Below are 24,958 nucleotides of genomic sequence, written 5' to 3'. Positions count from 1 at the left end.
CGCGCTCCCGATGACACACTGTGGTCCATGCGATCCGGACGACCACTGCTTGCAGCCGCCGCCCTCTCCGCCGTCACGCTCGGTGCCGCCTACACCTTCGGGCCCCAGGACGGGGCCGCCGAACAGCGGAAGGCCGCCGCCGCCCCCGGCGCGGCCTCCGAGCTCGCCACCGCCACCACCGCGGCCGCGCAGTGCCGTACCGACGCGCGATACCCCAAGCGGCAGCTGCGCGGGATCTGGATCGCCACGGTGAACAACATCGACTGGCCGGTGCGCACCGGCCAATCGGTCGCCCGGCAGAAGGCCGACTACGTCAAGCTCCTCGACAGCGCGGCCGAGCGCCGGATCAACGCGGTCTTCCTCCAGGTCCGCCCGGCCTCCGACGCGCTCTACAGGTCGGGCCTGGAGCCGTGGTCGAAGTTCCTGACCGGTACGGCGGGCAAGGACCCGGGCTGGGACCCGATGCCCTTCCTCATCGACGAGGCCCACAAGCGCGGCATGGAGTTCCACGCCTGGTTCAACCCCTACCGCGCGGCCTACGACGCCGACGTGAGCGCGCTGCCCGCCTCCCACCCCGCCCGCGTGCACCCCGACTGGGTCGTCAAGCACGAGGGCCGCCTCTACTACAACCCCGGCCTGCCCGCGGTCCGCGACCACGTCACCACCGTCATCAAGGACGTGGTCAGGCGCTACGACATCGACGGCGTGCACTTCGACGACTACTTCTACCCCTACCCCGGCCGGGGCACGAGGTTCAAGGACGGCGCCGCCTTCGCCAGGTACGGCAACGGCGCGAAGCTCGCCGACTGGCGGCGCGCCAACGTCAACAAGCTGGTCGCCCAGGTGGACGCGGCCGTGCACGAGACCAAGAAGCACGTGAAGTTCGGCATCAGCCCGTTCGGCATCTGGCGCAACAAGTCCAACGACCCGGCCGGGTCGGCGACCAGCGGCATGTCCGCCTACGACTCCATCTACGCCGACGCCCGCCACTGGATCCGCAAGGGCACGGTCGACTACGTCATGCCGCAGCTGTACTGGCCGCGCGGCTTCCGGGTCGCCGACTACGACGTGCTGATGCCGTGGTGGGCCAGGCAGGTCGAGGGCACCGGCGTGCACCTGTACATCGGCCAGGCCCTCTACCGCGTCGGGACCACCGACACCCCGGCCTGGACCAAGCCCGGCGAGCTCCCCGCCCACCTGACCCGCAACCGCAAGCACCCCGAGGTCCGCGGCGACGTCTACTTCAGCGCCACCCAGGTCCGCACCAACCCGCTCGGCGCGATGGACCGGATCGCCAAGGCCCACTACTCCCGGCCCGCCCTGATGCCCCTCATCAAGGGCCTGGGCGGCGCGGCGCCGGCCCAGCCCGCCGACGTCAGGCTCCGGGCGGCCAAGCTGTCCTGGAAGTCCTCCCCCGGGGCCCGCGCCTACGCGGTCTACCGGGTCGCCTCCGGCGGCGTGGACGCCTGCTCGGTGGCCGACGCCCGCAACCTGGTGGCGGTGGTGCCCGCGGCCTCCGGCGCGCGCCAGAGCCTGCCCGTCACCGGCGGCGGGACCTACCTCGTCTCCGCCCTGGACCGGCTGCACAACGAGAGCGCGGCCACCCGGGCGATCCTGCCCTGACGGGCAGGCCGCCCGGGTGGCGGGTGCCGGACGGCCTTCCCCTGGCGAAACCGGCTTGCGGTGACTCCTCCGCTCCCTGGGTGCCTAGACCGTCACCGCCAGCAGGTCGCGGAACGCCCCGGTGCCCTGCGGCGTCACCTCCACCGCGCGCCCGGAGCCGACCCGCCGCAACCACTGCCGCTGCAATGCCGTGGCGCACAAGGCCGCGCCCAGCGCTCCGGCGAGATGCGGTCGACGCTCCGTCCAGTCCAGGCAGTTCCGTACCAAGGGGCGCCGGGCGCCCGGGGGCTGCTCGTATCCCAGGGCGTCGGCCAGCCATGCCCGACCTGCCGCGGTGACGGCGGTCCCGGAGTCGGTGGCGACCAGCCCTCGGGCGATCATTGCGTCTGCCAGGACCACGCCCAGCTGCCCCGCCAGATGGTCGTAGCAGGTGCGGGCGCGGGCTTCGGCGCTGAGCCGAACCGATTCGCGTAGATTCTGCGGACGCGCAGTGTCCGGAGCGTACGAGGCGAGGGCCTCGACGAGGGCGGCAGCCTCGGGGCCTGCCAGCCGGACGTAGCGGTGTCGGCCCTGGCGTTCCTCGGTCAGCACTCCCCCCTTGATGAGGAGGGAAAGCTGCTCGCTGGCGGTGGAGGGTCGCACTCCTGCATACCGGGCGAGCTCGCCCGCCGTCCAGGCACGTCCGTCAAGCAGTGCTTGGCAGAAGACCGACCTGGTGCGGTCGGCGAACAGGCCGGCGGTCTCGGCGAGCGAAGGCATGCCGCCATGATGCCGCAGGGATGGTTCGGGCGGCGCCGAACTGTTCCGCACCTAGCGTCAGGTCCATGACGCACACGATGCATGAATTCGCCCGTCATACGGACGTGCGCGCGGCGCTTGCCGACCCGGCGCTGGTCCCCGAGCTGCCCGCAGCGGACGGCGGTCCCGTAGGGGCGAGTGTCGCGTGGCTGCGGGCCACCGTGGCCCGATTCAGTTCCGGTGAGCCTCATCGGCGGCGCAGAGCCTTCGTGGAGACCGAACTCGCCCGGCTGGAGCCCGCCGCGCTGTGGAGCGCAGTGGCGGCCGGCACTGACGGGGAGGTCCGGGTGCGGCTGGTTCATGCCCTCGCCGAGGCCCTGGAGATGCCGCAGCCCAGAGAGGTCGCGGAGGCAGTGACCATCGTGGCCGGGGCATACTTCGGGGGTGCGGATCCGGCCGCGGACGAGGCTGTGGCCCGGCTGGTGGCGCTGCTGGCGCCGGAGGACGCGGACGAGTCCGCTTTGGAGGCCGCAGCCAACCGCATCGGACTGCTGGTGCAGGCGTGCGCGGCGACGGCGGCACTGGTCGATGCCGCGGCCGGCGGCAACGTACCGCTGGCGCGGGTGCTCCGGGAGACTCCACCGGTGCGAACCATGCGTCGCATCGCCGTCCGTGCCACCCGCGTCGCCGGACAGGACATCGCCGATGGCGATGTGGTGCTCTTGGATCTGGCAGCCGCACAGAGTGCGCATCCCGTACCGGTCACTTTCGGCGCCCCGCCCAGGGTCTGCCCCGGCCGAGCCCACGCTCTCGCCCTGGCCAACGGCCTCCTCCAGCGACCGCTGACCGCATTCGCCCATCTGCACCATCAAGCCGCCCCGCTGCTGCTGCCCAACGCCTGGGACTACGCCTCCGCCGCCGCCCTTGCGGCCCAGGGCTTCAACGCGATCGGCACCACCAGCCTGGGCGTGGCCGCGGCCCTCGGCCTGCCGGACGGAGCGGCCGCCACCGCAGCGGCGACCGTGGCGCTGGCCCGCCGACTCGGGCGGGGCACTTTCCTGTTCACCGTCGATGCCGAAGGCGGTTTCAGTGACGACCCGGAGGAGGTGGCCGAACTGGCGCGACGGCTGTACGACGCCGGCGCGGCGGGGATCAACCTTGAAGACGGCCGCTCGGACGGCACCCTCGCTTCCGTCGAGCTGCATGCCGCGAAGATCGCTGCCGTCAAAGCCGCCGTACCCGCGCTGTTCGTGAACGCCCGTACCGACACACACTGGCTCGGATGCCAGGAGGAGGAGACCGCAGAGCGCCTCGCGGTCTACGAACAGGCTGGGGCGGACGGGGTGTTCGTGCCGGGCCTGTCGGATCCGGACGGGATCACCGCCCTGATAGGGGCCCTCGTCGTGCCGCTGAACATCCTGTACGCACCGACCGGCCCCGACCTTACCGAGCTGGCCGCGCTGGGCGTGCGCAGGATCAGTCTCGGTTCGCTGCTTTACCGCAGAGCGCTGGCGGCGGCCGTGACCACGGCGACCGACATCCGCGACGGCCGGTCGACGGACCTCAGTGCGCCCTCGTACACCGAGGTGCAGGCGACTTCGGTACTCCGTGCAGCCGACTCCAGAACCTGACAGGTGGGCGACGGACAAGCCCTGCCCGTTTCAAGCAGAAAACTGTGACAGGCAGGCGATTCCCCTACTGGGTGAACCCGGCGGTCCCTTCGCTGGATCCGATGGACCGGCGCGCGATCTTCCCCTACGGTGCGAGCAGTCGATGTGGGAACGGGGCCGCAGGGCCTGAGGAGGTCACCGGTGAGGCGTACGCTGCTCGCATTCGCGCTGCTCCTGGGCGTGCTGTGGCCGGGAGCGGCGCAGGCCACCGCCACGGCCGCCTCCGCCGACGAACGGGTGGTGCTGATCGGGGTGCCCGGCCTGCGCTGGAGCGACCTCGATCCGGAGGACACGCCCAACCTGTGGCAGCTGGCCGCGCAGAGCGCGGCCGGCTCGCTGTCGGTCCGCGCGGTGGGCCGGGTGACCTGCCCCTACGACGCGTGGCTGACGGTCTCGGCCGGGATCAGGTCCGCCGTGGGCTACGCCTGCGGCCTCCCCCCGGTGCCCGAGCCCACCGACGGCGGCGGCGCGGTCATCCCCGGCTACGACTACCTGCTCGAGGTGGCCGGGCAGCGGAACTCCGGGACCCTCGGCGAGGCCGTGCACGCCGCGGGGGACTGCACGCTGGCGGTCGGCCCGGGGGCGGCGCTGGCCCTCGCCGACCGGACGGGGAAGGTGGACCGCTACGCGCCCTCACCCGCCCAGATCCGGGCGGACGCCCTCGCCGCGTGCCGGGTGGCCGCGGTCGACGTGGACGACCTGATCCGGCCCTACCTGGGCGACGGGCGGCTGCCCGCCGTCGAGGACGCCCTCACCCCGCAGCAGCGCGCGGACGCGCTGCGGCGGGCCGACGTCAAGACCGGCGCGGTGCTCAGCGCGCTCCCCGAGGACACCACCGTGCTGCTGGCGGGGCTGTCCGACCACGGCGCGCAGCCGCACCTGCGGGTGGCTCTGATGCGCGCCGGGACGGAGGTCCGGGACCGGTTCCTCGGCGCGGCCTCCACCCACCGCGAGGACGTCACGATCCTGCCGGACATCACGGCCACCATGCTCTCCGTGACCGGTGTCCCGGTGCCGCCGTCGGTGGTCGGCACGCCCTGGGCGGCGGGTGCGGGCCGTACCGGCGGGATCGCGGCGGCGCGGGCCGAGCTGCACGACGCCGACGTGGCCGGTCAGGCGATCCGGGAGATCGGCGGCGCCTTCTTCACCACCGTCGCCGTGCTCCAGGTCGTCTTCTACGCCACCGCCTTCCTGCTGCTGCGCCGGGGGCGCGGGCTGGGCCGGGTACGGCTGGCCGCCCTCGTCCTCGCCTCGCTCCCGGTCTCGACGTACCTGGTCAACCTCACCGACTGGCACCGCGCCGGGACGCCGGTGCTCTCCCTGGCCGCGGGGATCGCGGTCTGCGCGCTGCTGCTGGCGGCGGCGGCGCTGGCGGTGCCCTTCCTCTGGTCGCGCTCGCGTGCGCTGGTGGCCCGCCGGGGCCGGCGCGGCGGCCCCCGGTCCCGCTCCCGGCGCGCCGCCCTGCGCCGGGGCAGCCCGCTCGGGCCGCTGGCGGTCGTGGCGGGGGTGACCGCGGCGGTGCTCGCCGGCGACCTGCTGACCGGGACGACCCTGCAGCTCAACAGCGTGATGGGGTACTCGGCGGTGGTCGGCGCCCGCTACTACGGCCTGGGCAACATCCCGTTCGCGCTGTTCGCCACCTCGGTGCTGCTGCTGTCGGCGACGATCGCGCACCGGCTGGTGGGCCGGGGCCGCCGGGTCGCCGCGATGGCGGTCTTCGCGGTGCTCGGCGGCTCGGCGATGATCCTGGGCGGCTGGCCGGGCGTGGGCAGCGACTTCGGCGGCGTGATCGCGTTCGTGCCGGGCATCGCGGTGGCCGCGCTGCTCGTCGGGGAGCGGCGGGTCTCGATCGTCAGGCTCGGGGCGCTCTGCGCGGCGGGCGGCGTCACCGTGATGGCGATCGCCTACCTCGACCACCTGCGCCCGCCGGCCTCCCAGACCCACCTCGGCCGGTTCGTCGGCCAGATCTACAGCGGCGAGGCGCTGGACGTCATCGGCCGCAAGTTCGGCGCGATGGTGGGCACGCTCCTCAGCCCCAACCTGATGCCGATCGTGGTGGCCGCGCTCGCGTTCCTCGTCTACGCGCTGCTGCGGCCGGAGAAGGCCACCGCCGGGGTGCTGCCGGCCGCGTTCGCGTACTCCCCGGCGCTGCGGGCGGGCCTGATCGGCACGCTGGTCAGCGGTGTGGTGGGCATGCTCGTCAACGATTCGGGCGCGGCGGTGCTGTCCATGGCGCTGGCACTGGCCGTGCCTCTGGTGCTCTCGGTGGGCGTCGCGGCGCTGCGCGACGGCGGCTCGCCCTACGCGTCGGGCCAGCACCCGGCCAGCAGCGACCTGGTGTCGCGGAGCAACTGAGGCAGCACCTTGGTCTGGCCGACCACCGGCATGAAGTTGGTGTCGCCGCCCCAGCGGGGCACCACGTGCTGGTGCAGGTGGGCCGCGATGCCCGCGCCGGCCGCGTCGCCGAGGTTCATGCCGACGTTGAAGCCCTGCGCGCCGCTGGCCTTGCGCAGGGCGGTCAGCCCGCGCCGGGTGAAGCCGGCGAACTCCGCGGTCTCGGCGGGGTTCAGGTCGGTGTAGTCCGGAACGTGCCGGTAGGGGCAGATCAGCAGGTGACCGGAGTTGTAGGGGTAGAGGTTGAGGACCGCGTAGACGGCCTCGCCCCGGGCCACGATCAGCCCGTCCTCGTCGTCCAGCTTCGGGATCTCACAGAACGGGCAGCCGTCCCCCGGACCCGAGCCGGTCGGCTTGTTCTCGCCCTTGATGTACGCCATCCGGTGAGGGGTCCAGAGCCTTTCGAACGCGTCCGGCGTTCCCGCTCCCCGCTGGAGCTCTGGCTCGTTGCTCATGGCGGCCAGCATATTGCCCGGCGGATCCGTCCGGTCAGGTGCCTCCCCGCCGCCTGCCCGCTGCTCCCCGGGGGCGACCGGTGGGACGCCGGGGACCGCTGTGGCGGCGGGGCAGGGGATAATTCCGGCAGAGTCCCAGCGAGCGTGACAGATCACAGCCGAGGAGCACCAATGACGACCGACGTCTCCGCCGCGGAATCCGTCGAGGACACCGTCGCAGCCGCAGGAACCGCGGAGGGCATCGAGGACATCGCGTCCCCCGCGGAGACGACCGCGGTGACGCCCGCGATCGCGGTGGCGGACCCCGTGGCGGACCCGGTGGCGCCCGCCGTCCGCCCGTTCTCGCTCGGCCTGTCCGTGGCCTCGGCCCCCGAGCCGGTGTCCGCGGCCGTGGTGAAGGGCCGGATCAAGGTCGCCGACGAGGTGGTCGAGAAGGTCGCCGCACTCGCCACGCTGGAGGTGACCGGGGTCGCCGACCTGGGCGAGGACGCCGGCCACCTGGCGCAGGCGCACCGGGAGCGCTCCGGCGCCCGGCGGGCCGGCCGGGGTGTGGGCGCCCACGTCCAGGACCGGACCGTCGCCGTGGACGTGGCGATCGTGGCCGAGTACGGCCACGTGGTCATGGACGTGGCCAACGAGGTGAAGACCAACGTGGCCCGCACGGTCAGCCGGATGCTGGGCATGCGGGTCGTCGAGGTCAACGTCACCGTCGACGACGTGCGGCTGCCCGGCGAGCTCGGTTCCGAGGGCGCCGGGGACGGCGTCCCGGACACGGACGCCTGAGTCCCGGAAGCCGCGGCCCGGACGTCCGGAACCGGGCCGCGCCGGACCGGCGGATCGCGGACGTGCCCGACCGGACCCGCACGGGCGGGCCGGGCCCCGTACAGGGTCCGGCCCGCCCGCGTGGATCAGACCTGGACGCGGTTCTCGATCGCGGCGACGATCTCGTCGATCGCCTGGTCGACCGGGACGCCGTTCTTCTGCTCGCCGCTGCGGAAGCGGAAGGAGACCGCGCCGCCCGCGATGTCCTCGTCGCCCGCCAGCAGCATGAACGGCACCTTGGCCTTCTGCGCGTTGCGGATCTTCTTCTGCATCCGGTCGTCGGAGGCGTCCACCTCGATCCGGATGCCGCGCTCGCGGGCCTTCTCGGCCACGTCCCGCAGGTAGGGCACGTGGGCCTCGGCGATCGGGATGCCGACGACCTGGACCGGGGCGAGCCAGGGGGGGAACGCGCCCGCGTAGTGCTCGACCAGGACGCCGAAGAAGCGCTCGATCGAGCCGAACAGCGCCCGGTGGATCATGACCGGCCGCTGCCGCGAGCCGTCCGCACTCTGGTATTCGAGCTCGAAGCGCTCGGGCAGCATGAAGTCGAGCTGGATGGTCGACATCTGCCACGAGCGGCCGATCGCGTCGCGCGCCTGGACGGAGATCTTCGGCCCGTAGAACGCCGCGCCGCCCGGGTCGAGGACGAGCTCCAGCTGCTCCGACTCGGCCACCTCGCGCAGCGTCCGGGTGGCCTCCTCCCAGGTCGCGTCGTCGCCGATGGACTTGTCCGGGTTCTTGGTGGACAGCTCCAGGTAGAAGTCGCTCAGGCCGTAGTCGCGCAGCAGGTCGAGCACGAAGCGGAGCAGCGAGGCCAGCTCGTCGCGCATCTGCTCGCGGGTGCAGTAGATGTGCGCGTCGTCCTGGGTCAGGCCGCGCACGCGGGTCAGGCCGTGCACGACGCCCGACTTCTCGTAGCGGTAGACGGTGCCGAACTCGAACATGCGCAGCGGCAGCTCGCGGTAGGACCGCCCGCGCCCCCGGAAGATCAGGTTGTGCATGGGGCAGTTCATCGGCTTGAGGTAGTATCTCGCGCCCTCGAGCTCCATGGGCGGGAACATGCCGTCGGCGTACCAGTCCAGGTGGCCGGAGGTCTGGTAGAGGTTCTCCTTCGTGATGTGCGGGGTGTTGACGAAGGAGTAGCCCGCCTCGGTGTGCCTGCGCCGCGAGTAGTCCTCCATGAGCTTGCGGATCATGCCGCCCTTGGGGTGGAAGACCGGCAGGCCCGAGCCCAGCTCGTCGGGGAAGGAGAACAGGTCGAGCTCGGCGCCGAGCTTGCGGTGGTCGCGCTTCTCTGCCTCCTCCAGCAGGTGGAGGTATTCGTCCTGCTTCTCGCGCGACTCCCAGGCGGTGCCGTAGATCCGCTGCAGCTGCGGGTTCTTCTCGCTGCCCCGCCAGTAGGCGCCGCCGGAGCGCATCAGCTTGAACGCCGGGATGGACCGGGTGCTCGGCACGTGCGGGCCGCGGCACAGGTCCTTCCAGCACAACTCGCCGGTCTTGGCGTCGAGGTTGTCGTAGATGGTCAGCTGGCCCGCGCCGACCTCGACGCTCTCCTCGTCGGCCGCGCCGCCCTTGAGGCCGATCAGCTCCAGCTTGTACGGCTCGGCGGCGAGCTCGGTGCGCGCGTCCTCGTCGGAGACGGGACGGCGGGAGAACAGCTGCCCCTGCTTGACGATCTCGCGCATGCGCTTCTCGATGCGCTTGAGGTCCTCGGGGGTGAACGCGGCGGCGACGTCGAAGTCGTAGTAGAAGCCGTTCTCGACCGGCGGGCCGATGCCGAGCTTCGCCTCGGGGAAGATCTCCTGGACGGCCTGGGCCATGACGTGCGCGGTGGAGTGGCGGATGATCGCCCGGCCGTCGGCGCTGCCGGCCTCGACGGGCTCGATCGCGTCGCCGTCGGCCACGGCCGCCGCGAGGTCCTTCAGCTCGCCGTTCGCCCGGGCGGCGACCACGGAACGGCCGTCGGCTCCGAGGACGTCGCCGTACGTCGTGCCCCCGGCCACCACACGCTCGGCTCCGGCGAGGGTGATGCGAAGTTCTGGCACGGCAGACACGGTTGCTCCTTCGATGAGTGGTCAGAAAACCGATGCTACCGGTGACCGCAACGCGAATTCCCGGGCGTTCCGCCTGCGGCGCCCCGGGCCGGGCGGGCCCGCTCCCCCGGCGCGGACCCGTCCGCGGCCCGCTCCCGGGACATCATTTAGTCTTGGTCGCTGTGAACGCAGCAGCTCAGACTTCCGGCGCCCACGGCGTCGGCATCGCGACCATCACCCCTGACGGGACCGTGCTCGACACCTGGTTCCCCTCGCCCAGGCTGGGCGAGCCCTCCGCACCGGGCACCCGGCGGCTGACCGCGCAGGAGGCCGCCGAGGCCCTCGGCCCGGCCGCCGCCGCGCTGCTCGGCCCCGACGCCGACCGCGGTGTGGAGGTGGTCGCCGTGGAGACCGGGATCGCCAAGCTGTCGGAGCCGCCCGCCGACGCGCACGACGCCTACCTGCGCCTGCACCTGCTCTCCGCGCGGCTGGTCAAGCCGCACGGGCAGAACCTCGACGGCGTCTTCGGCCTGCTGAGCAACGTCGTGTGGACCAACCACGGCCCCTGCGCGGTCGAGGGCTTCGAGGAGGTCCGGCTCCGGCTGCGCGCCCGCGGGCAGGTGACCGTCTACGGCGTCGACAAGTTCCCCCGGATGGTCGACTACGTGGTGCCGACCGGCGTGCGCATCGCCGAGGCCGACCGCGTCCGGCTCGGCGCGCACCTGGCCGCCGGCACGACGGTGATGCACGAGGGCTTCGTCAACTTCAACGCCGGCACCCTGGGCACCTCCATGGTGGAGGGCCGCATCTCGGCCGGGGTCGTCGTGGGCGACGGCTCCGACGTCGGCGGCGGCGCCTCGATCATGGGCACCCTGTCGGGCGGCGGCAGGCAGGTCATCTCCGTCGGGCAGCGCTGCCTGCTCGGCGCCAACAGCGGCATCGGCATCTCCCTGGGCGACGACGTGGTGGTGGAGGCCGGTCTCTACGTCACGGCCGGGACCAAGGTCACGCTCCCCGACGGCACGGTCGCCAAGGCCGCCGAGTTCTCGGGCGCCTCCGGGCTGCTGTTCCGCCGCAACTCCACCACCGGCGCCGTCGAGGTCGTCCCCCGCCAGGGCACCGGGGTGGAGCTCAACAGCATCCTGCACGCCAACGACTGACCGATGGCGGGCCAGGGAGCGGCGCCGGACTCCAGGATCGGCGCGACCGTCGCACGGTGGGTGACCGACGTCTTCTCGCCCCAGGCGCTGGTCATCGGCCTTCCGCCGGTGGTCGGCCTGGCCACGGGCGGCTGGCCGGGCGCGGCGTGGGGGCTGATGGCCTCGGTGCTGTGCGGCGGGGTCCCGGCCGGGGTGATCCTGGCCGGGGTGCGCTCCGGGCGGCTGGACTCCCACCACCTGGTCGACCGGGCGAGCCGGACCAGGCCGCTGCTGGTGGCGATGGTCGCGGTGGTCGTCGCCCTGGTGCTGCTGGCCTCCCTGGGCGGGCCGCCGCTGCTGATCGCCACGGTGGCCGCGATGCTGGCCGCCCTCGCCCTGACGGTCCCGATCACCCTCCGCTGGAAGATCTCCTTCCACGCGGCCGTGTCGGCCGGCACCGTGGTGGTGCTCGCCCACACGCTGCCGGCCGTACCCGCCCTGGCGGCGGGCGCGCCGGTCGTCGCGGTGATCTGCTGGGCGCGGGTGCGGCTGCGGCACCACACCCCCGCCCAGGTCGCCGCCGGGGTGGTCACCGGCGGCGGTTCGGCCTGGGCGACCCTGGCCGCGTTCGGCGTCTGACCGCCGCGCCCGCGGCTCCCCGGACCGTACGGCGCACCCCGGTGCCCGCGACTCCCCCGGACACGTACGGCGCGCCCCGGCGTCCGCAGTCCCCCGGACACCGTACGGCGCGTCCTGGCAGGCCCGCGCCGTACGGCCCGGTGCCGGGCCGGGGGGAGCCCGCCCGGCCCGGAGGCGGCGGAAGCCCGGTGCGACGCCAGAGGAGGGTCTTACGTCAGAGGAGGGACTTGAGGAACCGCCGGGTCCGGTCGTCGGAGGCGAACTCGGCGGCGGCGAAGTCGGTGACCCCGGCCTCGGCGAGCGTCGCGATCTGGGCGGCGACGGTCTCCTCGTCCCCGACGATCGCCACGTCGGCCGGACCGGCCGCGCCCTCCCGGTCGAGCACCGCCCGGTAGGACGGCAGCTGCCCGTAGACGGCGAACACCTTCGCCGCCCTGGCCCGGGCGGCCTCGACGTCGTCGGTGACGCAGACGGGGAGCGCGCAGACGATCCGCGGCGCGGGGCGGCCCGCGGCCCGCGCCGCCTCGGTGACGGCGGGGGCGATGTGCTCGGCGACGGTCCTGGGGCCGGTCATCCAGAGCACGGTGCCGTCGGCGGCCTCGCCGGCCAGTTTGAGCATCCGCGGGGCCAGGGCGGCGATGAGGACCGGCATGTCCCCCGCGCCGGGCGTGCTCAGGCCGATCCGGGCGGTTATCGTCTCACCCTCGAAGGCGACGTTCTCCCCCCGCGCCAGCGGCATCAGCACCGACAGGTACTCGCGCATGTGCCGGGCGGGCCTGTCGTAGCTGTAGCCGAACATGCCCTCGATCACCATCTGGTGGGAGAGCCCGATGCCCAGGGTCAGGCGGCCGTCCAGGGCGGCGTTGGCCGTGAGCGCCTGCTGGGCCAGCGCGGCGGGGTGGCGGGGGTAGGTCGGCACGACCGCGGTGCCGAGCTCGATCCCCGGCACCGCGGCGCCGGCCACGGCCAGGGCGGTGAGCGCGTCGAGTCCGAAGATGTGGGAGACCCACGCCGAGGTGAAGCCCTCATCGGCCCCGCGGGCGATCTTCTCCCGCAGTTTGCCGAGCACATCGGGGGACTTGGGCTCGTTGATGAACAGGCCGATTCGCATCTCTACCGAACTCCATTCTGGTGGTTCGGGCCAGTGTAGGACGCCTTCCGCAGATAACCGAAGATTGTTCCGCTTGGACCGTTCCGCCCTACTCCCTCCGGTCGCGGGCGGCCCGCATGCGGGCGCGCGGACGGGGCACGGGTGACGTCCGGGGCGGGGGTTAACTGCGAGAATCAGGTGACCGCAGGCAGGGAGGACGACCGTGGCACCGTGGGCCGAGCACGCGATCTGGTGGCAGGTGTACCCCCTCGGGTTCACCGGCGCCGAACCGGCCGCGCTCCCGGACGGAGCCCCCGTCCGGCACCGGCTGCGGCACCTCGAGGCCTGGCTGGACTACGCCGTCGAGCTGGGCTGCTCCGGCCTCCAGCTGGGGCCGGTCTTCGCCTCGGAGACCCACGGGTACGACACCGTCGACCACTTCCGGATCGATCCGAGGCTCGGCGACGACGCCGACTTCGACCGGCTGGTCTCCGCCGCCCGCCGCCGGGGCCTGCACGTCGTCCTGGACGGCGTCTTCAACCACGTCGGCCGGGGCTTCGAGGTGTTCCGGCGGGCCGGCGCCGACCCGGCCGCGGCCGCGTGGTTCCGCCGGGCGCCGACGCCGAGCGGCACAGCGGACTACGACACCTTCGAGGGCCATCACCACCTGGTCGCCCTCGACCACGGCGAGCCCGCGGTGCTCGACCACGTCGTGCGCGTCATGGACCACTGGCTCGGCCGGGGGGCGTCGGGCTGGCGGCTGGACGCCGCCTACGCGGTGCCGCCGCGCTTCTGGCGCGAGGCGCTGGACCGGCTCCGGCCGCTGCACCCCGGCGCCTGGTTCGTCGGCGAGGTCATCCACGGCGACTACGCCGGATACGTCCGGGACAGCGGGCTGGACTCCGTCACCCAGTACGAGCTCTGGAAGGCGATCTGGAGCTCGATCAACGACGGGAACCTCTACGAGCTGGCCTGGACCCTGGAACGCCACGGCGAACTGCTCTCGGCCTTCACGCCCCTGACCTTCGCCGGCAACCACGACGTGACCCGGCTGGCCAGCCGCCTGGACGACGACCGCCACCTCGGCCACGCGCTGGCGGTGCTGTTCACCGTCGGCGGCGTGCCCAGCGTCTACTACGGCGACGAGCAGGGAATGCGGGGGATCAAGGAGGACCGGGCCGGCGGGGACGACGCGGTCCGCCCGGCCTTCCCCGGCCGCCCGGACGAGCTGCCCGGCGCCGGATGGCCCGTCCACCGGCTGCACCGGCGCCTGATCGGGCTCCGCCGCCGCCACCCGTGGCTGACCGGGGCCCGCACCACCCTGCCGCACCTGAGCAACCGGGCCGCCGCACTGCTCTCCGCCGCCCCCGCCGGCCCGGACCGCCGGCTCCTCACCCTGCTCAACCTCGGCGACGAGCCCTACCGCTTCCCCCCGGAGACCTTCACCGGGACCTCCCCCGGCGGGACCGCACGGCTCGCCGTCCTCGAGTCGTCCGGCCCGCCCGCCGCCCCGGGAGACCCGGCCCTGGTCCCCGCTCACGGCTGGGCCGTCCTCGGCGGACGCTGACCCGACCCGAGACCGCCCCGGCGCGGGGCCGGCGTCTCGGCGGGCGGCTTCCCGCCCGCCCCGCGCGCAGGCCACCGGCCCTGTCGTCCTGCGCGGCGGTTCTCCCGTCCCCCGGCCGCCCGGCCGCTCCGGTGAGGACCGATCCCTTGACTGCCGCTTGTGATAACGCTAACAATCGGGCGGCATCGGCCCACCGCCGCCGAGCCGGCCTCCGGACCGGAGGCCGGCCCGGATCCGCCCACCACCGCACCGACAGGGAGCAGTCTCCGTGCAGCAGGCACACGTCACACTCGATCCGGCCTTCCGCATCGCACCGGTGCACCGCCGTACCTTCGGCACGTTCGTCGAGCACCTCGGCCGGTGCGTCTACACCGGCATCCACGAGCCCGGCCACGCCACCGCCGACGAGGACGGCTTCCGCCGCGACGTGCTGGAGCTCACCCGGGAGCTGGGGGTGACGACCGTCCGCTACCCGGGCGGCAACTTCGTCTCCGGCTACCGCTGGGAGGACGGCATCGGGCCGGTGGAGAACCGCCCCCGCCGGCTCGACCTGGCCTGGCACAGCACCGAGCCCAACCACGTCGGCCTGGACGAGTTCATGCGCTGGGCGCGCAGGGCCGGAGTGGAGCCGATGATGGCCGTCAACCTCGGCACCCGGGGCATCCAGGAGGCGCTCGACCTGCTGGAGTACTGCAACCTGGAGTCCGGCACCCACTGGTCGGACCTGCGCCGCGCCAACGGCGCCAAGGAGCCCCACGCGATCCGCATGTGGTGCCTGGGCAACGAGATGGACGGCCCCTGGCAGATCGGCCACAAGACGGCCCGCGAGTACGGCAGGCTCGCCGCGGAGACCGGTCGCGCGATGCGCATGCTCGACCGCGACCTGGAACTGGTCGCCTGCGGCAGCTCCGGCTCGTCCATGCCGACCTTCGGCGCCTGGGAGGCCACCGTGCTGGAGGAGACCTACGACGTGGTCGACTACGTCTCCTGCCACGCCTACTACGAGGAGCACGACGGCGACCTGGCCAGTTTCCTGGCCTCGGCCGTCGACATGGACCACTTCGTGGAGTCGGTCGTGGCCACCGCCGACAGCGTCCGCGCGCGGCTGGGCGCCAAGAAGCGGATCAACGTGTCGTTCGACGAGTGGAACGTCTGGTACATGTCCCGCTTCCAGAACGCCGAGCCTCCCGCGGACTGGCCGGTCGCGCCGCCGCTGCTCGAGGACCACTACCACCTGGCCGACGCCGTGACCCTGGGCGGCCTGCTGATCTCGCTGCTCCGCCACAGCGACCGGGTGACGGCGGCCTCCCTGGCCCAGCTGGTCAACGTGATCGCCCCGATCATGACCGAGCCGGGAGGCCGGGCCTGGCGGCAGACCACCTTCCACCCGTTCGCGCTGACCGCCGCGCACGCCCGCGGCGACGTCCTGCGCGTCGAGCCGGTCTCCCCCGTCCACGAGACCGCCAGGTACGGCGAAGTCCCGCTGCTCGACGCGGTGGCCACCCGGGACGCCGAGACCGGGGAGGCGGTCCTGTTCGCGGTGAACCGCTCGACGAGCGAGCCCCTCGAACTGACCGTGGACTCCCGCGGCCTCGGCGCGGTGGTGCCGACGGCGGCCATCACCCTGTCCGGCCCCGACGTCTACGCCCGCAACACCGCCGACGACCCCGACCGCGTCGCCCCCCGGCCGCTCACCGGCGTCACCGCGGACGGCGGCACGCTGCGGGCGGTGCTGCCCGCCGTCTCCTGGAACATGATCCGCCTGTCCGGCGCCTGAGTCCCCGCCGGCGGTGGTGGCGTCCCTCAGGCGCGCTCGGCGCCCATCCGGGCCGCCACCACCGGCGGATGCGCCGTCGCCGCGCTGCGGTCCCGGCGCAGGAGCGCGTCGAGCGCCCACGGCCCCGGGCCGAGCACCGCGACGAGGAAGAACGACCAGCAGAACAGCGCCGCGAGCTCTCCGCCGTTGAGCAGCGGCAGGAGGTGCTCCGGCTGGTGCACCACGAAGTAGGCGTACGCCATCGAGCCGGAGCAGATCAGCGCGCTGATGCGGGTGAGGAGCCCGGTGAGCACCAGGGCCCCGAAGACCAGCTGGATCAGCGCCGCCCACCACCCGGGCCAGGCGCCGAACTCCACGGCCTGGCCGGTGCCGCGGTTGCCGCCGAAGACGCCGAAGATCGACGCCAGCCCGTGGAACAGGAACAGCAGGCCCGTCACGGCGCGGAAGAGCGAGAGCGCTGGCCCGGAGAACCGGTCGAGCTTCATGAGGTCACCCCTTGTCTCGTGGCGGTCGGTGCCCGTCGCCGCGCGGGCGGATCCGAGCCGTCCGAACGCACCGGGAAATCACCATCAGACATGGCGTCCAATACACCGAAAGCATTAGTACGGCCATTCACTGGTTCTTCCCAGCACGCACCGACCGTCGTTGAAAGTTCAACTGACTCACCAAAGGGTGCGATCCCGGGCACTTATTGTCAACCACCAGTACAGCCTCCGCCCAGGGGAGAGCGCGACCGGCAACCCCCGTCCACCTGGCCTTACGTCCCCCCAGCTGCCATTTCACCAGGATGCGCACGGCAATTCGCCTGATTCGCCACCGCATATCCGATGAAAATTTCCCGACGTATCTCATCATTCGGACGACCGCGAAAAGTTTCGGAACCCCGAGGAACTCCGGGCCCGCCCGGACCGCGATGAAATGGCACGTTCCAGAGGCTTTCCGGCCCCGATCCCCGCCTGCCCGCCGTCGGCGACCGGGCCGGCGGGCACGGGCGGGCGGTTCTCGATCCTGCCCGGACGCCCCCATTGCCGGGGCCTTGCCCGGAACGGGAAGGAGCCAGGCCATGACTCTTCCTGTCGACGGCCCGGGGCGGCGAACGCTGCTGACCGGTGTCATGTCCCTCGCGGCCACGTACCTCGCCGCTCGCCCGGCGGCCGGGGCGGTGAGCCCGGCGGCGCCCACGCCCGCCGCGGAACCTCTTCCGAGCTCGCCGAAGGCCGCCTACGAACGGCTGGTGGAGGGCAACGAGCGCTGGGTGACCGGCGAACTCCGGCATCCGGATCGCGATCCCACCCGCCGGGAGCTGCTGGCTCAGCAGCAGCAGCCCTACGGGGTGGTGCTGGCGTGCATCGACTCCCGGGTCGCACCCGAGCTCGTCTTCGACACCGGGCTGGGCGAGCTGTTCGTGATGCGCACCGGCGGGCTGGCGGTGGGGCCGGTGGTCACCGGATCCGTCGAGTACGGACCGATGACCAGCGGGACCCCGCTGATCGTCGTACTCGGCCACCAGCGGTGCGGCGCGGTCTCCGCCGCCTACGAGGCCCTGCGGGGAGGCAGGCCGCTGCCGGGCAACCTGCAGGCGATCGAGCAGGCCCTGCGTCCGGCGTACGAACAGATCGCACGGGAGAGCCACGCCGATCCCGTCGAGGCGATGACCAGAGCCCAGGTGAGGCTGACGGCGGACGGCCTGCGCGGCAATCGCGACCTCGCGCCGCTGGTGAGCAGGGGCACCCTGGCGGTGGTCAGCGCGTACTACTCGCTGGACACGGGCCGGGTCGAGATCCTGCACGGCGCCCCCGCCTGAGCGCCGGAGCGCTCCGGGAGCGGCGGTCCCGTCACCGCCCTGCCCGGCGCCGGGGAGGGCGCCCTCGGAGATCGGGAATCGCAGCAGGGTGAGAGGTCCGCGACAGCGGAAAGGCCCGCCGGTTGGTGTCAACCGGCGGGCCTTGACCTGCGTCTTACCTGTGTGGGCGATACTGGGATCGAACCAGTGACCTCTTCGGTGTGAACGAAGCGCTCTCCCGCTGAGCTAATCGCCCGCCCTACCGGCCCCTTGCGGCGCCGACGTGGAAAACCATACATCAATCCGGGACCGGTGGCGAAACGACGTGCGTGACGGCATGATCTTGGACGTGGCGGCACGGGGGCGGCATGTCAGGAGGCAAAGGTCCGCGGATGGCCCCGGTGGGGGGCTACGGTGTCATACCATCATCCTGATCCGCAGAAGTACCGTACGACCCGAGCTGGACCCCTTCGCCCAGGACGCCCCTCCAGGGGAGTCGACCGTGATGGAAACGATGCGCAAAACCCTTGGAAATATGACGCGGTTGATGACGTTTGGCCAGGCTGATGCCCAAATGTCGCACTGTGATGTGCGTTACAGAAGGGCCCGGAGGCGGAATCTTTCCTACGGGCCCCGTCGTTGCGCGTCATAGCCATGGACGAAGCCCGTCACAGCAGTGATAGCCCCGCAGAGGGGACCGACGACGAAAAGGTTTGGCTGACGATGAACAGCACCACCGTCTCTGCCGAGCTGGGCCTTCGGCTTGTGGTCCCCGACCGTAGCACCGTCCCCCTGCTCGCCGGACTGAGCTATACGGCCGACGATCCGTACGCCATCAGGATGGCCTTCCACGTGGGCAACGACGAGCCCGTGGAGTGGATCTTCGCCCGCGAGCTGCTGACCGTCGGCATCGTGCGCCGGGTCGGCGACGGCGACGTCCAGGTGTGGCCCGCCCGCGCCGACGGGGAGCGGACCCTGCACATCAGCCTCACCTCGCCGTTCGGCCAGGCTCTGTTCGAGGTCCCGCTGGCCCCGCTCACCGAGTTCCTGCACCGGACCTACGAGCTGGTCCCCGCGGGCCGGGAGACCGACTTCATGAACCTCGACTCCGAGCTCAGCAACATGCTCTGGAGCTCCTGACCACCCGGCTCCGCCGCCCCCGGCGCGGCGGCCCGCCCCGGGTCGCCGCGATCCGGTCCGGCGCCTACCTGCCGAGCATCCCGCGCATGCGGGCGATCTCGATGCCCTGACCGGAGACGACGTCGCCCGCCATGGCGATCATGGCCCGGTCCGTGCCCGTCCTGAGCTGCTGCGACGCCATCGTCACCGCGGCCTCGTGGTGACGGATCATCAGGGTCAGGAAGAGCTCGTCGAAGGCCGCGCCCCTGGCCGTCCTGAGCCGGTTCATCTCCTCCGGGGTGACGGTGTGGTCGTCGTGCCCGCCATGGCCGTCCTGCGGGCGGCCGACCGATTCCAGCCATGAGGTCATGGCCGCGATCTCGGGCCGCTGCGCCGCGCCGATCCGCTCCGCGAGCGTGCGCACCTCCTTCGACGACGACCGCGCCGGGACCAGCTCCGCCATCTCCAGGGCCTGGCGGTGGTGCGGGATCATGCCCTCGGCGAACCGCACGTCCGCCGCGCCCACCCGGGCCTCGGACTCCCCCAGCCGCTCGCCCGGCGTCGCCGTACGGCCGGCGTCCCCGGGACCGCCCGGCACGATGACCGGTGCGCCGGTGCCCGCCACCAGCGGCGATCCCGTTCCCTGCGGGGATGCCGCGCACCCCGTCACGACGGCCGTCCCCACGATCGCGACCAGGACGAGACTCGAACGGCACATAATCCCCATAACATCAATAATGCGGTAAACATTCGAATCAATGGGGGCACTGTGCGATCAACCGTGGCGTTCGCGCTGGCGGCGATGCTCGTGATGGCGGGCTGCGGCGCGAACTCCGAACCGCCGGACTCCGGTACGGCCGCGCCGTCCGCCGCCGGCTCCAGCGCTCCGGCCGCGTCGGCGTCCGCGCAGCCCGACGCCGGCGACGTGATGCACAGCGCCAACGTCACCCACGTCGCCAACATGCCGCCGCAGCCGCCCCTCGACGGCCCCCAGTCATGGGGCACCGACCTGGCCTTCCAGGGCGACCACGCGTTCGTCGGCAACTACGACGGCTTCACCGTCTTCGACATCTCCGACCCGGCGAAGCCCTCCGTGGTCAGCCGGGTGCTCTGCCCGGGCGAGCAGAACGACGTCTCGGTGACGGGGAACCTGCTCTTCCTCTCCGTGGACACCCCGCGCGGCGGCCCGGCATGCGACGCCGCCCAGGGCGGCGGCCAGGAGGGAGGCGACTGGGAGGGCATCCGCATCTTCGACGTCTCCGACAAGGCCCATCCGAAGTTCGTCTCGGCCGTCAGCACCGCCTGCGGCTCGCACACCCACACCCTCGTGCCGGGTGAGAACGCCGAGACGGTCTACCTCTACGTCTCCTCCCCCGGCCCGGAGCCGGGTTCGGCCACCTGCCCGGCCCCGCACAACGTCTTCTCGATCGTCGAGGTGCCCGTCGGGAACCCCGCGGCGGCGAAGGTGGTCGCCAAGCCGGTGATCTCCGAGCCCGGCGCCGAGGCGGAGATCGGCGGCTGCCACGACATCACGGCCTACCCGGAGAAGGATCTCGCCGCCGCGGCCTGCTTCGGCGACGGCATCCTGCTGGACATCTCCGACCGGGTGAAGCCCAAGGTGCTCCAGCACGTGAGCGACGAGGAGAACTTCTCCATCTGGCACTCGGCCACCTTCAACAACGACGCCACGAAGCTCGTCTTCGGTGACGAGCTGGGCGGCGGTTCGGGCGCCACCTGCGACCGCGGCACCCCCCGGACCAAGGGCGCGAGCGCCGTCTACGACCTGAGCGCGGACCGCACGCTCACCCGGCGCGCCTACTTCAAGATCCCCAGGGAGCAGCAGCCCGGGGAGAACTGCGTCGCCCACAACGGCAACCTGCTCCCGATCCCCGGCAAGGACGTCATGGTCCAGGCGTGGTACCAGGGCGGGGTGTCGGTCTGGGACTTCACCGACTCGGCGAACCCCCGGGAGATCGGCTTCTTCGAGCGCGGCCCGGTCAGCACCCTCGGCGGCTCCTGGTCGGCCTACTACTACAACGGCCACATCTACTCCAGCGACATCACCAAGGGCCTGGACGTGCTCCGGATCGACGACCCGCTGACCGACCCGGCCGGGAAGGCGTCACTGGAGGAGCTGAACCCGCAGACCCAGACGTCCTACTAGACATCGGTAGACCATGACCGGTGGGCCGTTCCTCGCCCGTGCAGGGGAACGGCCCTCGTCGCCCGCCGTACGACCGGTACGGGGGCGCCCGTCTCATCCGGTCATGCGTCGCCTCGGGGACCGACGGCCCGGGGCCCGTTCCCGCAGCGCGGACCCCGGCCTCCGGGCCCTCCTCCGTGACGGCCGTCCGCAGCGGAACCGCCGCGTCCGGCCGTCACGGGTCGAGGTCGTCCGCGGCGCGCTCGGCGAAGATCCGCATCGCCTTGACGGTGATCGGGCCCGGAGCCGCCGGGAGCACGGCCCCGTCGACCGTCCGGATCGGCTGGACGTCCCGGGTGGTCGAGGTCAGGAACGCCTCGTCGGCCTCGCGCAGCGCCGCGAGCGGGACGTCCTCCTCGACCCCGCCGCACCACTCCAGGGTGAGCGCGCGGGTGACGCCCGCCAGGCAGCCGGCCGCGAGGGTGGGGGTGATCAGCCGGCCCTCGCGCACGATGAAGACGTTGCTGCCGGTGCCCTCGCAGAGGTTCCCCGCGGTGTTCCCGAAGATCGCCTCTCCGCCGCCCCTGGCCTTGGCGTAGAAGAGCGCCTTGGCGTTCTCGCCGTAGGAGGTGCTCTTCACCCCGGCCAGCGCGCCGTGCTCGTTGCGCGGCCACGGCACCACGGCGACGTCCGCGGTGGCGGGGAAGGGCCTCTGCTCCGCGACGACGATCACGGTCGTGGGGCCCTGGTCGCCCCGGTCGGAGCCGAGAGGGCCCGGACCGCTGGTGTGGGTGATGCGGATCCGGCCCAGGGCCCAGGAGGGCGCCTGGGCCAGGCAGGCCCGCACGCCCTCGGCGATCGCGTCGGTGTCGGGCTCGGGCATCTCCATCCGCCGGGCGGAGAGCCGGAGCCGCTCCAGGTGGCGGGTGAGCGCGAACGGGGCTCCGCCGACGCACTTGACGGTCTCGAACACGCCGTCGCCGACCATGAGGCCGTGGTCGAAGACCGAGACGGCGGCCTGCGCCGGATCGGTCAGTCTCCCGTTGACCCACACGGGAACGTTCATCGGAAATCTCCTTCAGGGGTGGAGGCGAGCGCGATGAGCCGGGACGCCTTCAGCTCGGTTTCCTGCCATTCACGCCGCGGATCGCTCCCCCAGGTGATGCCCGCCCCCGTGCCGAAGCGGATCTCACCGGAGGAGAGCCAGAACGTGCGGATTCCCACGGCCAGCGACGCCCGGTGCCGATCGGCGTCGACCCAGCCCACCGCACCACAGTATGGCCCCCGCGGCTCGGGTTCGAGCTCCTCGATGATGCGCAGGGCGGAATACTTCGGTGCGCCGGTCACCGAACCCGGAGGGAACGTCGCGGCGAACAGCTCCGGCCAGCCGGACTCCGGCGCGAGGCGGGCCCGGACCGTGGAGACCAGGTGCACCAGCCCGGGATGCTCCTCGACCTCGCACAGCGCCGGGACGCTCACCGAGCCCACCGCGGCGACCCGGCCCAGGTCGTTGCGGACCAGGTCGACGATCATCACGTTCTCCGCGTGGTCCTTGTCCAGCAGGTCCGCCGCGGTGGCCCCGGTCCCCTTGATCGGCCGGGACTCGATCACGTCGCCCTCCCTGGACAGGTAGAGCTCCGGCGAGGCGGAGACCACGCTCAGCCCCGGCACGCTGACCGTGGCGGCGTAGGGCGCGGGGTTGCCCTCCGCGAGCCGTACGGCCAGGGCCGCCGGGTCCGGGTCCCCGGTCAGCGGCGCGGTGAGCACCCGGCACAGGTTGGCCTGATAGACGTCGCCGCGCTCGATCCGGTCGCGGATGCGGCGCACGCCCTCCTCGTACGCGGCGCGGTCGAGCGAACTGCGCCACCGCGACGGGTGCGGGCCGCGCCAGGGCCGGCGCGGCGCGGGCAGCGGCGCGGCCCGGACGTCGGCGAACCGGGCGCACGTGACCTTGCCCTCGTAGTCGACCACGACGGCCCACCACCCCCGGCCGTCGAGCGCGGACAGGTCGGTGGTGACGTCGAGGAGCCGGGTGGCCAGGTGACCGCCGACGTGGGCGAACGAGTCGTGCACCCTCCTATTGTCCCGCCTGTCCCGCCCGCCGCCGCAGGAAGCCCGCCGGTGTCCGGGCCGCGGGCGGGGCGGCGCTTCCGCGGAGCACCGCCCCGTCACCGGGCCGGGGCGGCGCTCCGCGGGAGGGCGGGCCCTCAGGCCAGGGGCCCGGTGACCGTCTCCGCGGCGGTGACGACCGCGCCGTCCGCGACCAGCCGGACCACCGCCTCGATCTCCGGCGCGAGGAAGCGGTCCGGGCCGGGGCCGGCGACCGTCTCGCGCAGGGCGGCCACCACGGCCCCGGTCGCGGGCGCGGGCCGGTGCGGCGCCCGAAGGTCGATCGCGCGGGCCGCGGTGAGGATCTCCACCGCGAGCACCCTGGTCAGCCCGTCCACCGCGCGGCGCAGCTTGCGGGCGGCCGACCAGCCCATGGAGACGTGGTCCTCCTGCATGGCGGAGCTCGGGATGGAGTCCACGCTGGCGGGGACCGCCAGGCGCTTGAGCTCGGAGACGATCGCGGCCTGGGTGTACTGGGCGATCATGTGGCCGGAGTCCACGCCGGGGTCGTCGGCCAGGAAGGCCGGCAGGCCGTGGCTGCGGGCGACGTCGAGCATGCGGTCGGTGCGCCGCTCGGAGATGCTCGCCAGGTCGGCGACCGCGATGGCCAGGAAGTCCAGCACGTAGCCGACGGGGGCGCCGTGGAAGTTGCCGTTGGACTCCACCCGGCCGTCGGCCAGGACCACCGGGTTGTCGATCGCGGAGGCGAGCTCGCGCATCGCGACCGAGGCGGCGTGCGCGAGGGTGTCGCGGGCGGCTCCGGCGACCTGCGGGGCGCAGCGCAGCGAGTAGGCGTCCTGGACGCGGGTGCAGGTGCCGTCCCGGTGGCTGGCCATGATGCCCGAGTCCGCGAGCAGCGCCCGGAGGTTGGCGGCGCTGGCGGCCTGGCCGGGGTGCGGGCGCAGGGCCTGCAGGTCGGCGGCGAAGACCCGGTCGGTGCCGAGCAGCGCCTCCACGCTCATGGCCGCGCCGACGTCGGCGGTCTTGAACAGCCTCGCCAGGTCGTCCATGGCCAGGATCAGCATGCCCAGCATGCCGTCGGTGCCGTTGATGAGCGCGAGGCCCTCCTTGGCGGCCAGCTCGACCGGCTCGACGCCCGCCTGCTTGAGCGCCTCGGCCGCGCCGGTGAGGTTCCCGGCCGCGTCGCGGACGACGCCCTCCCCCATGATCGTCAGGGCCACGTGGGAGAGCGGGGCGAGGTCTCCGGAGCAGCCCAGGCTGCCGTACTCGTGCACGACCGGGGTGATGTGCGCGTTGAGCAGGCCGGCCAGCACCCTGGCGGTCTGCGGCCGCACCCCGGTGTGCCCGGTGGTCAGGGTGTGCAGGCGCAGCAGCATCAGCGCGCGGGTCACCTCGGTCTCCACCTCCGGGCCGGACCCGGCGGCGTGCGAGCGGACCAGCGAGCGCTGGAGCTGCGCGCGCAGTGAGGGGTCGATGTGCCGGGTGGCCAGCGCCCCGAAGCCGGTCGACACCCCGTAGGCCGGGGTGGGGCTCTCGGCGAGCTCGTCGACGCGAGTGCGGGCCGCGGCCATCGCGGCCACGGCGTCGTCGGTGAGCCGTACGGCGGCGCCGCGTCTGGCGACGGCCACCACCTCGGCGAAGGTCAGCGGCTCGGGCCCGATGTCCACGACCACGTTGTCGCGCATGGTGTCACTCTCTCGCATTCGATGTAACCGGTGGCCCCCATGCTAGGCCCTTACATTCACCCTCCGGACGACGCGGGGGCGGAATCCCGGTTTGGGGAGTCGCCGCCTATTCGCTAGAGTTCTCTGCGTGAGACCGGCTCGCCCGGGAAACACGCGGAAGTGGCTCAGTGGTAGAGCATCACCTTGCCAAGGTGAGGGTCGCGGGTTCGAA

General features: G+C 72.9%; 20 protein-coding genes and 1 tRNA gene. 11 read left to right on the top strand and 10 right to left on the bottom strand.

The genetic code is table 11. The features are described from left to right. The first annotated feature begins 27 nt into the window (after positions 1-27). Positions 28-1,623, top strand: a complete 1,596-nt coding sequence (locus IEZ07_RS28745) for a glycoside hydrolase family 10-like protein (protein WP_191897647.1) — start codon at positions 28-30, stop codon at positions 1,621-1,623. A gap of 84 nt (positions 1,624-1,707) precedes the next feature. On the opposite strand, the gene IEZ07_RS28740 is transcribed toward IEZ07_RS28745, so the two are convergent. After that, positions 1,708-2,382, bottom strand: coding sequence for a winged helix-turn-helix domain-containing protein (locus IEZ07_RS28740; protein ID WP_191897646.1), 675 nt, complete (start codon positions 2,380-2,382; stop codon positions 1,708-1,710). 65 nt (positions 2,383-2,447) lie between these two features. Between IEZ07_RS28740 and IEZ07_RS28735 the strand changes: the two genes are divergently transcribed. After that, positions 2,448-3,992, top strand: coding sequence for an isocitrate lyase/phosphoenolpyruvate mutase family protein (locus IEZ07_RS28735; RefSeq protein ID WP_191897645.1), 1,545 nt, complete (start codon positions 2,448-2,450; stop codon positions 3,990-3,992). Positions 3,993-4,172: 180 nt separating this feature from the next. Continuing rightward, positions 4,173-6,386, top strand: a complete 2,214-nt coding sequence (locus IEZ07_RS28730) for a hypothetical protein (protein ID WP_191897644.1) — start codon at positions 4,173-4,175, stop codon at positions 6,384-6,386. Here the strand turns inward: IEZ07_RS28730 and IEZ07_RS28725 are convergent. Next, complete coding sequence (locus tag IEZ07_RS28725) at positions 6,332-6,880, bottom strand: HIT family protein (protein ID WP_239320566.1); 549 nt, start codon at positions 6,878-6,880, stop codon at positions 6,332-6,334. The two genes, IEZ07_RS28730 and IEZ07_RS28725, sit on opposite strands and share 55 nt — an antisense overlap. Positions 6,881-7,051: 171 nt before the next feature. Here IEZ07_RS28725 and IEZ07_RS28720 point away from each other — a divergent pair, with 171 nt between their 5' ends. Then, positions 7,052-7,663, top strand: coding sequence for an Asp23/Gls24 family envelope stress response protein (locus tag IEZ07_RS28720; RefSeq protein ID WP_191897642.1), 612 nt, complete (start codon positions 7,052-7,054; stop codon positions 7,661-7,663). A 125-nt stretch (positions 7,664-7,788) separates the two neighbouring features. On the opposite strand, the gene thrS is transcribed toward IEZ07_RS28720, so the two are convergent. After that, a complete protein-coding gene (gene thrS, locus IEZ07_RS28715) occupies positions 7,789-9,756 on the bottom strand; it encodes a threonine--tRNA ligase (protein WP_191897641.1) in 1,968 nt (655 codons plus the stop codon). Positions 9,757-9,917: 161 nt separating this feature from the next. Between thrS and dapD the strand changes: the two genes are divergently transcribed. Together dapD and IEZ07_RS28705 are read left to right on the top strand one after the other, a co-directional pair. Beyond that, entirely contained in the window at positions 9,918-10,895 is a 978-nt protein-coding gene (gene dapD, locus IEZ07_RS28710; protein WP_191897640.1) for a 2,3,4,5-tetrahydropyridine-2,6-dicarboxylate N-succinyltransferase, read from the top strand. 3 nt (positions 10,896-10,898) lie between these two features. Continuing rightward, positions 10,899-11,513: a phosphatase PAP2 family protein gene (locus IEZ07_RS28705; protein WP_068895427.1), complete on the top strand. Its 615-nt coding sequence runs from the start codon at positions 10,899-10,901 to the stop codon at positions 11,511-11,513. A 214-nt stretch (positions 11,514-11,727) separates the two neighbouring features. Here IEZ07_RS28705 and IEZ07_RS28700 read toward each other — a convergent pair whose 3' ends face one another. Further along, positions 11,728-12,624, bottom strand: coding sequence for a TIGR03564 family F420-dependent LLM class oxidoreductase (locus IEZ07_RS28700; RefSeq protein ID WP_191897639.1), 897 nt, complete (start codon positions 12,622-12,624; stop codon positions 11,728-11,730). A 202-nt stretch (positions 12,625-12,826) separates the two neighbouring features. Between IEZ07_RS28700 and IEZ07_RS28695 the strand changes: the two genes are divergently transcribed. Beyond that, on the top strand, positions 12,827-14,170 hold the full coding sequence (locus tag IEZ07_RS28695; protein ID WP_191897638.1) for an alpha-amylase family glycosyl hydrolase: 1,344 nt from the start codon (positions 12,827-12,829) through the stop codon (positions 14,168-14,170). 268 nt (positions 14,171-14,438) lie between these two features. Then, positions 14,439-15,947 (top strand): arabinosylfuranosidase ArfA, encoded by a 1,509-nt coding sequence (gene arfA, locus IEZ07_RS28690; protein ID WP_191897637.1) that lies wholly within the window; start codon positions 14,439-14,441, stop codon positions 15,945-15,947. Between the two features lie 26 nt (positions 15,948-15,973). On the opposite strand, the gene IEZ07_RS28685 is transcribed toward arfA, so the two are convergent. Beyond that, positions 15,974-16,432: a DoxX family protein gene (locus IEZ07_RS28685; protein ID WP_191897636.1), complete on the bottom strand. Its 459-nt coding sequence runs from the start codon at positions 16,430-16,432 to the stop codon at positions 15,974-15,976. A 578-nt stretch (positions 16,433-17,010) separates the two neighbouring features. Between IEZ07_RS28685 and IEZ07_RS28680 the strand changes: the two genes are divergently transcribed. Continuing rightward, a complete protein-coding gene (locus IEZ07_RS28680; RefSeq protein ID WP_191897635.1) occupies positions 17,011-17,751 on the top strand; it encodes a carbonic anhydrase in 741 nt (246 codons plus the stop codon). Positions 17,752-17,914: 163 nt separating this feature from the next. Here the strand turns inward: IEZ07_RS28680 and IEZ07_RS28675 are convergent. Then, positions 17,915-17,986 (bottom strand) — tRNA-Val (locus IEZ07_RS28675). 467 nt (positions 17,987-18,453) lie between these two features. Between IEZ07_RS28675 and IEZ07_RS28670 the strand changes: the two genes are divergently transcribed. Further along, positions 18,454-18,870, top strand: a complete 417-nt coding sequence (locus IEZ07_RS28670; RefSeq protein ID WP_068895435.1) for an SsgA family sporulation/cell division regulator — start codon at positions 18,454-18,456, stop codon at positions 18,868-18,870. 64 nt (positions 18,871-18,934) lie between these two features. Here the strand turns inward: IEZ07_RS28670 and IEZ07_RS28665 are convergent, their stop codons facing one another. Beyond that, positions 18,935-19,567 (bottom strand): DUF305 domain-containing protein, encoded by a 633-nt coding sequence (locus IEZ07_RS28665; RefSeq protein ID WP_191897634.1) that lies wholly within the window; start codon positions 19,565-19,567, stop codon positions 18,935-18,937. Positions 19,568-19,660: 93 nt separating this feature from the next. Between IEZ07_RS28665 and IEZ07_RS28660 the strand changes: the two genes are divergently transcribed. Further along, positions 19,661-21,013 carry an LVIVD repeat-containing protein gene (locus IEZ07_RS28660; protein WP_191897684.1) on the top strand — a complete coding sequence of 451 codons (1,353 nt, stop codon included), beginning with the start codon at positions 19,661-19,663 and terminating at the stop codon, positions 21,011-21,013. Between the two features lie 214 nt (positions 21,014-21,227). Here IEZ07_RS28660 and IEZ07_RS28655 read toward each other — a convergent pair whose 3' ends face one another. From IEZ07_RS28655 to hutH, 3 genes are all read right to left on the bottom strand, one after another. Beyond that, the gene (locus IEZ07_RS28655) at positions 21,228-22,058 is read right to left on the bottom strand and encodes an aminotransferase class IV (protein ID WP_068895439.1); all 831 of its coding nucleotides are present in this window, start codon (positions 22,056-22,058) and stop codon (positions 21,228-21,230) included. Further along, positions 22,055-23,065, bottom strand: coding sequence for a chorismate-binding protein (locus tag IEZ07_RS28650; protein ID WP_191897633.1), 1,011 nt, complete (start codon positions 23,063-23,065; stop codon positions 22,055-22,057). The genes IEZ07_RS28655 and IEZ07_RS28650 overlap by 4 nt, the downstream gene beginning before the upstream one ends. Before the next feature lie 134 nt (positions 23,066-23,199). Next, positions 23,200-24,747, bottom strand: a complete 1,548-nt coding sequence (hutH, locus tag IEZ07_RS28645) for a histidine ammonia-lyase (RefSeq protein ID WP_191897632.1) — start codon at positions 24,745-24,747, stop codon at positions 23,200-23,202. Positions 24,748-24,958: the final 211 nt, after the last annotated feature.

Origin of the sequence: Planomonospora parontospora (assembly GCA_014647935.1) — a bacterium.
In the GTDB taxonomy this organism is placed as follows: Bacteria; Actinomycetota; Actinomycetes; order Streptosporangiales; family Streptosporangiaceae; genus Planomonospora; species Planomonospora parontospora.
The sequence above is the reverse complement of the archived record's forward strand: the minus strand, read 5'-3'. Positions and strand labels throughout refer to the sequence as shown.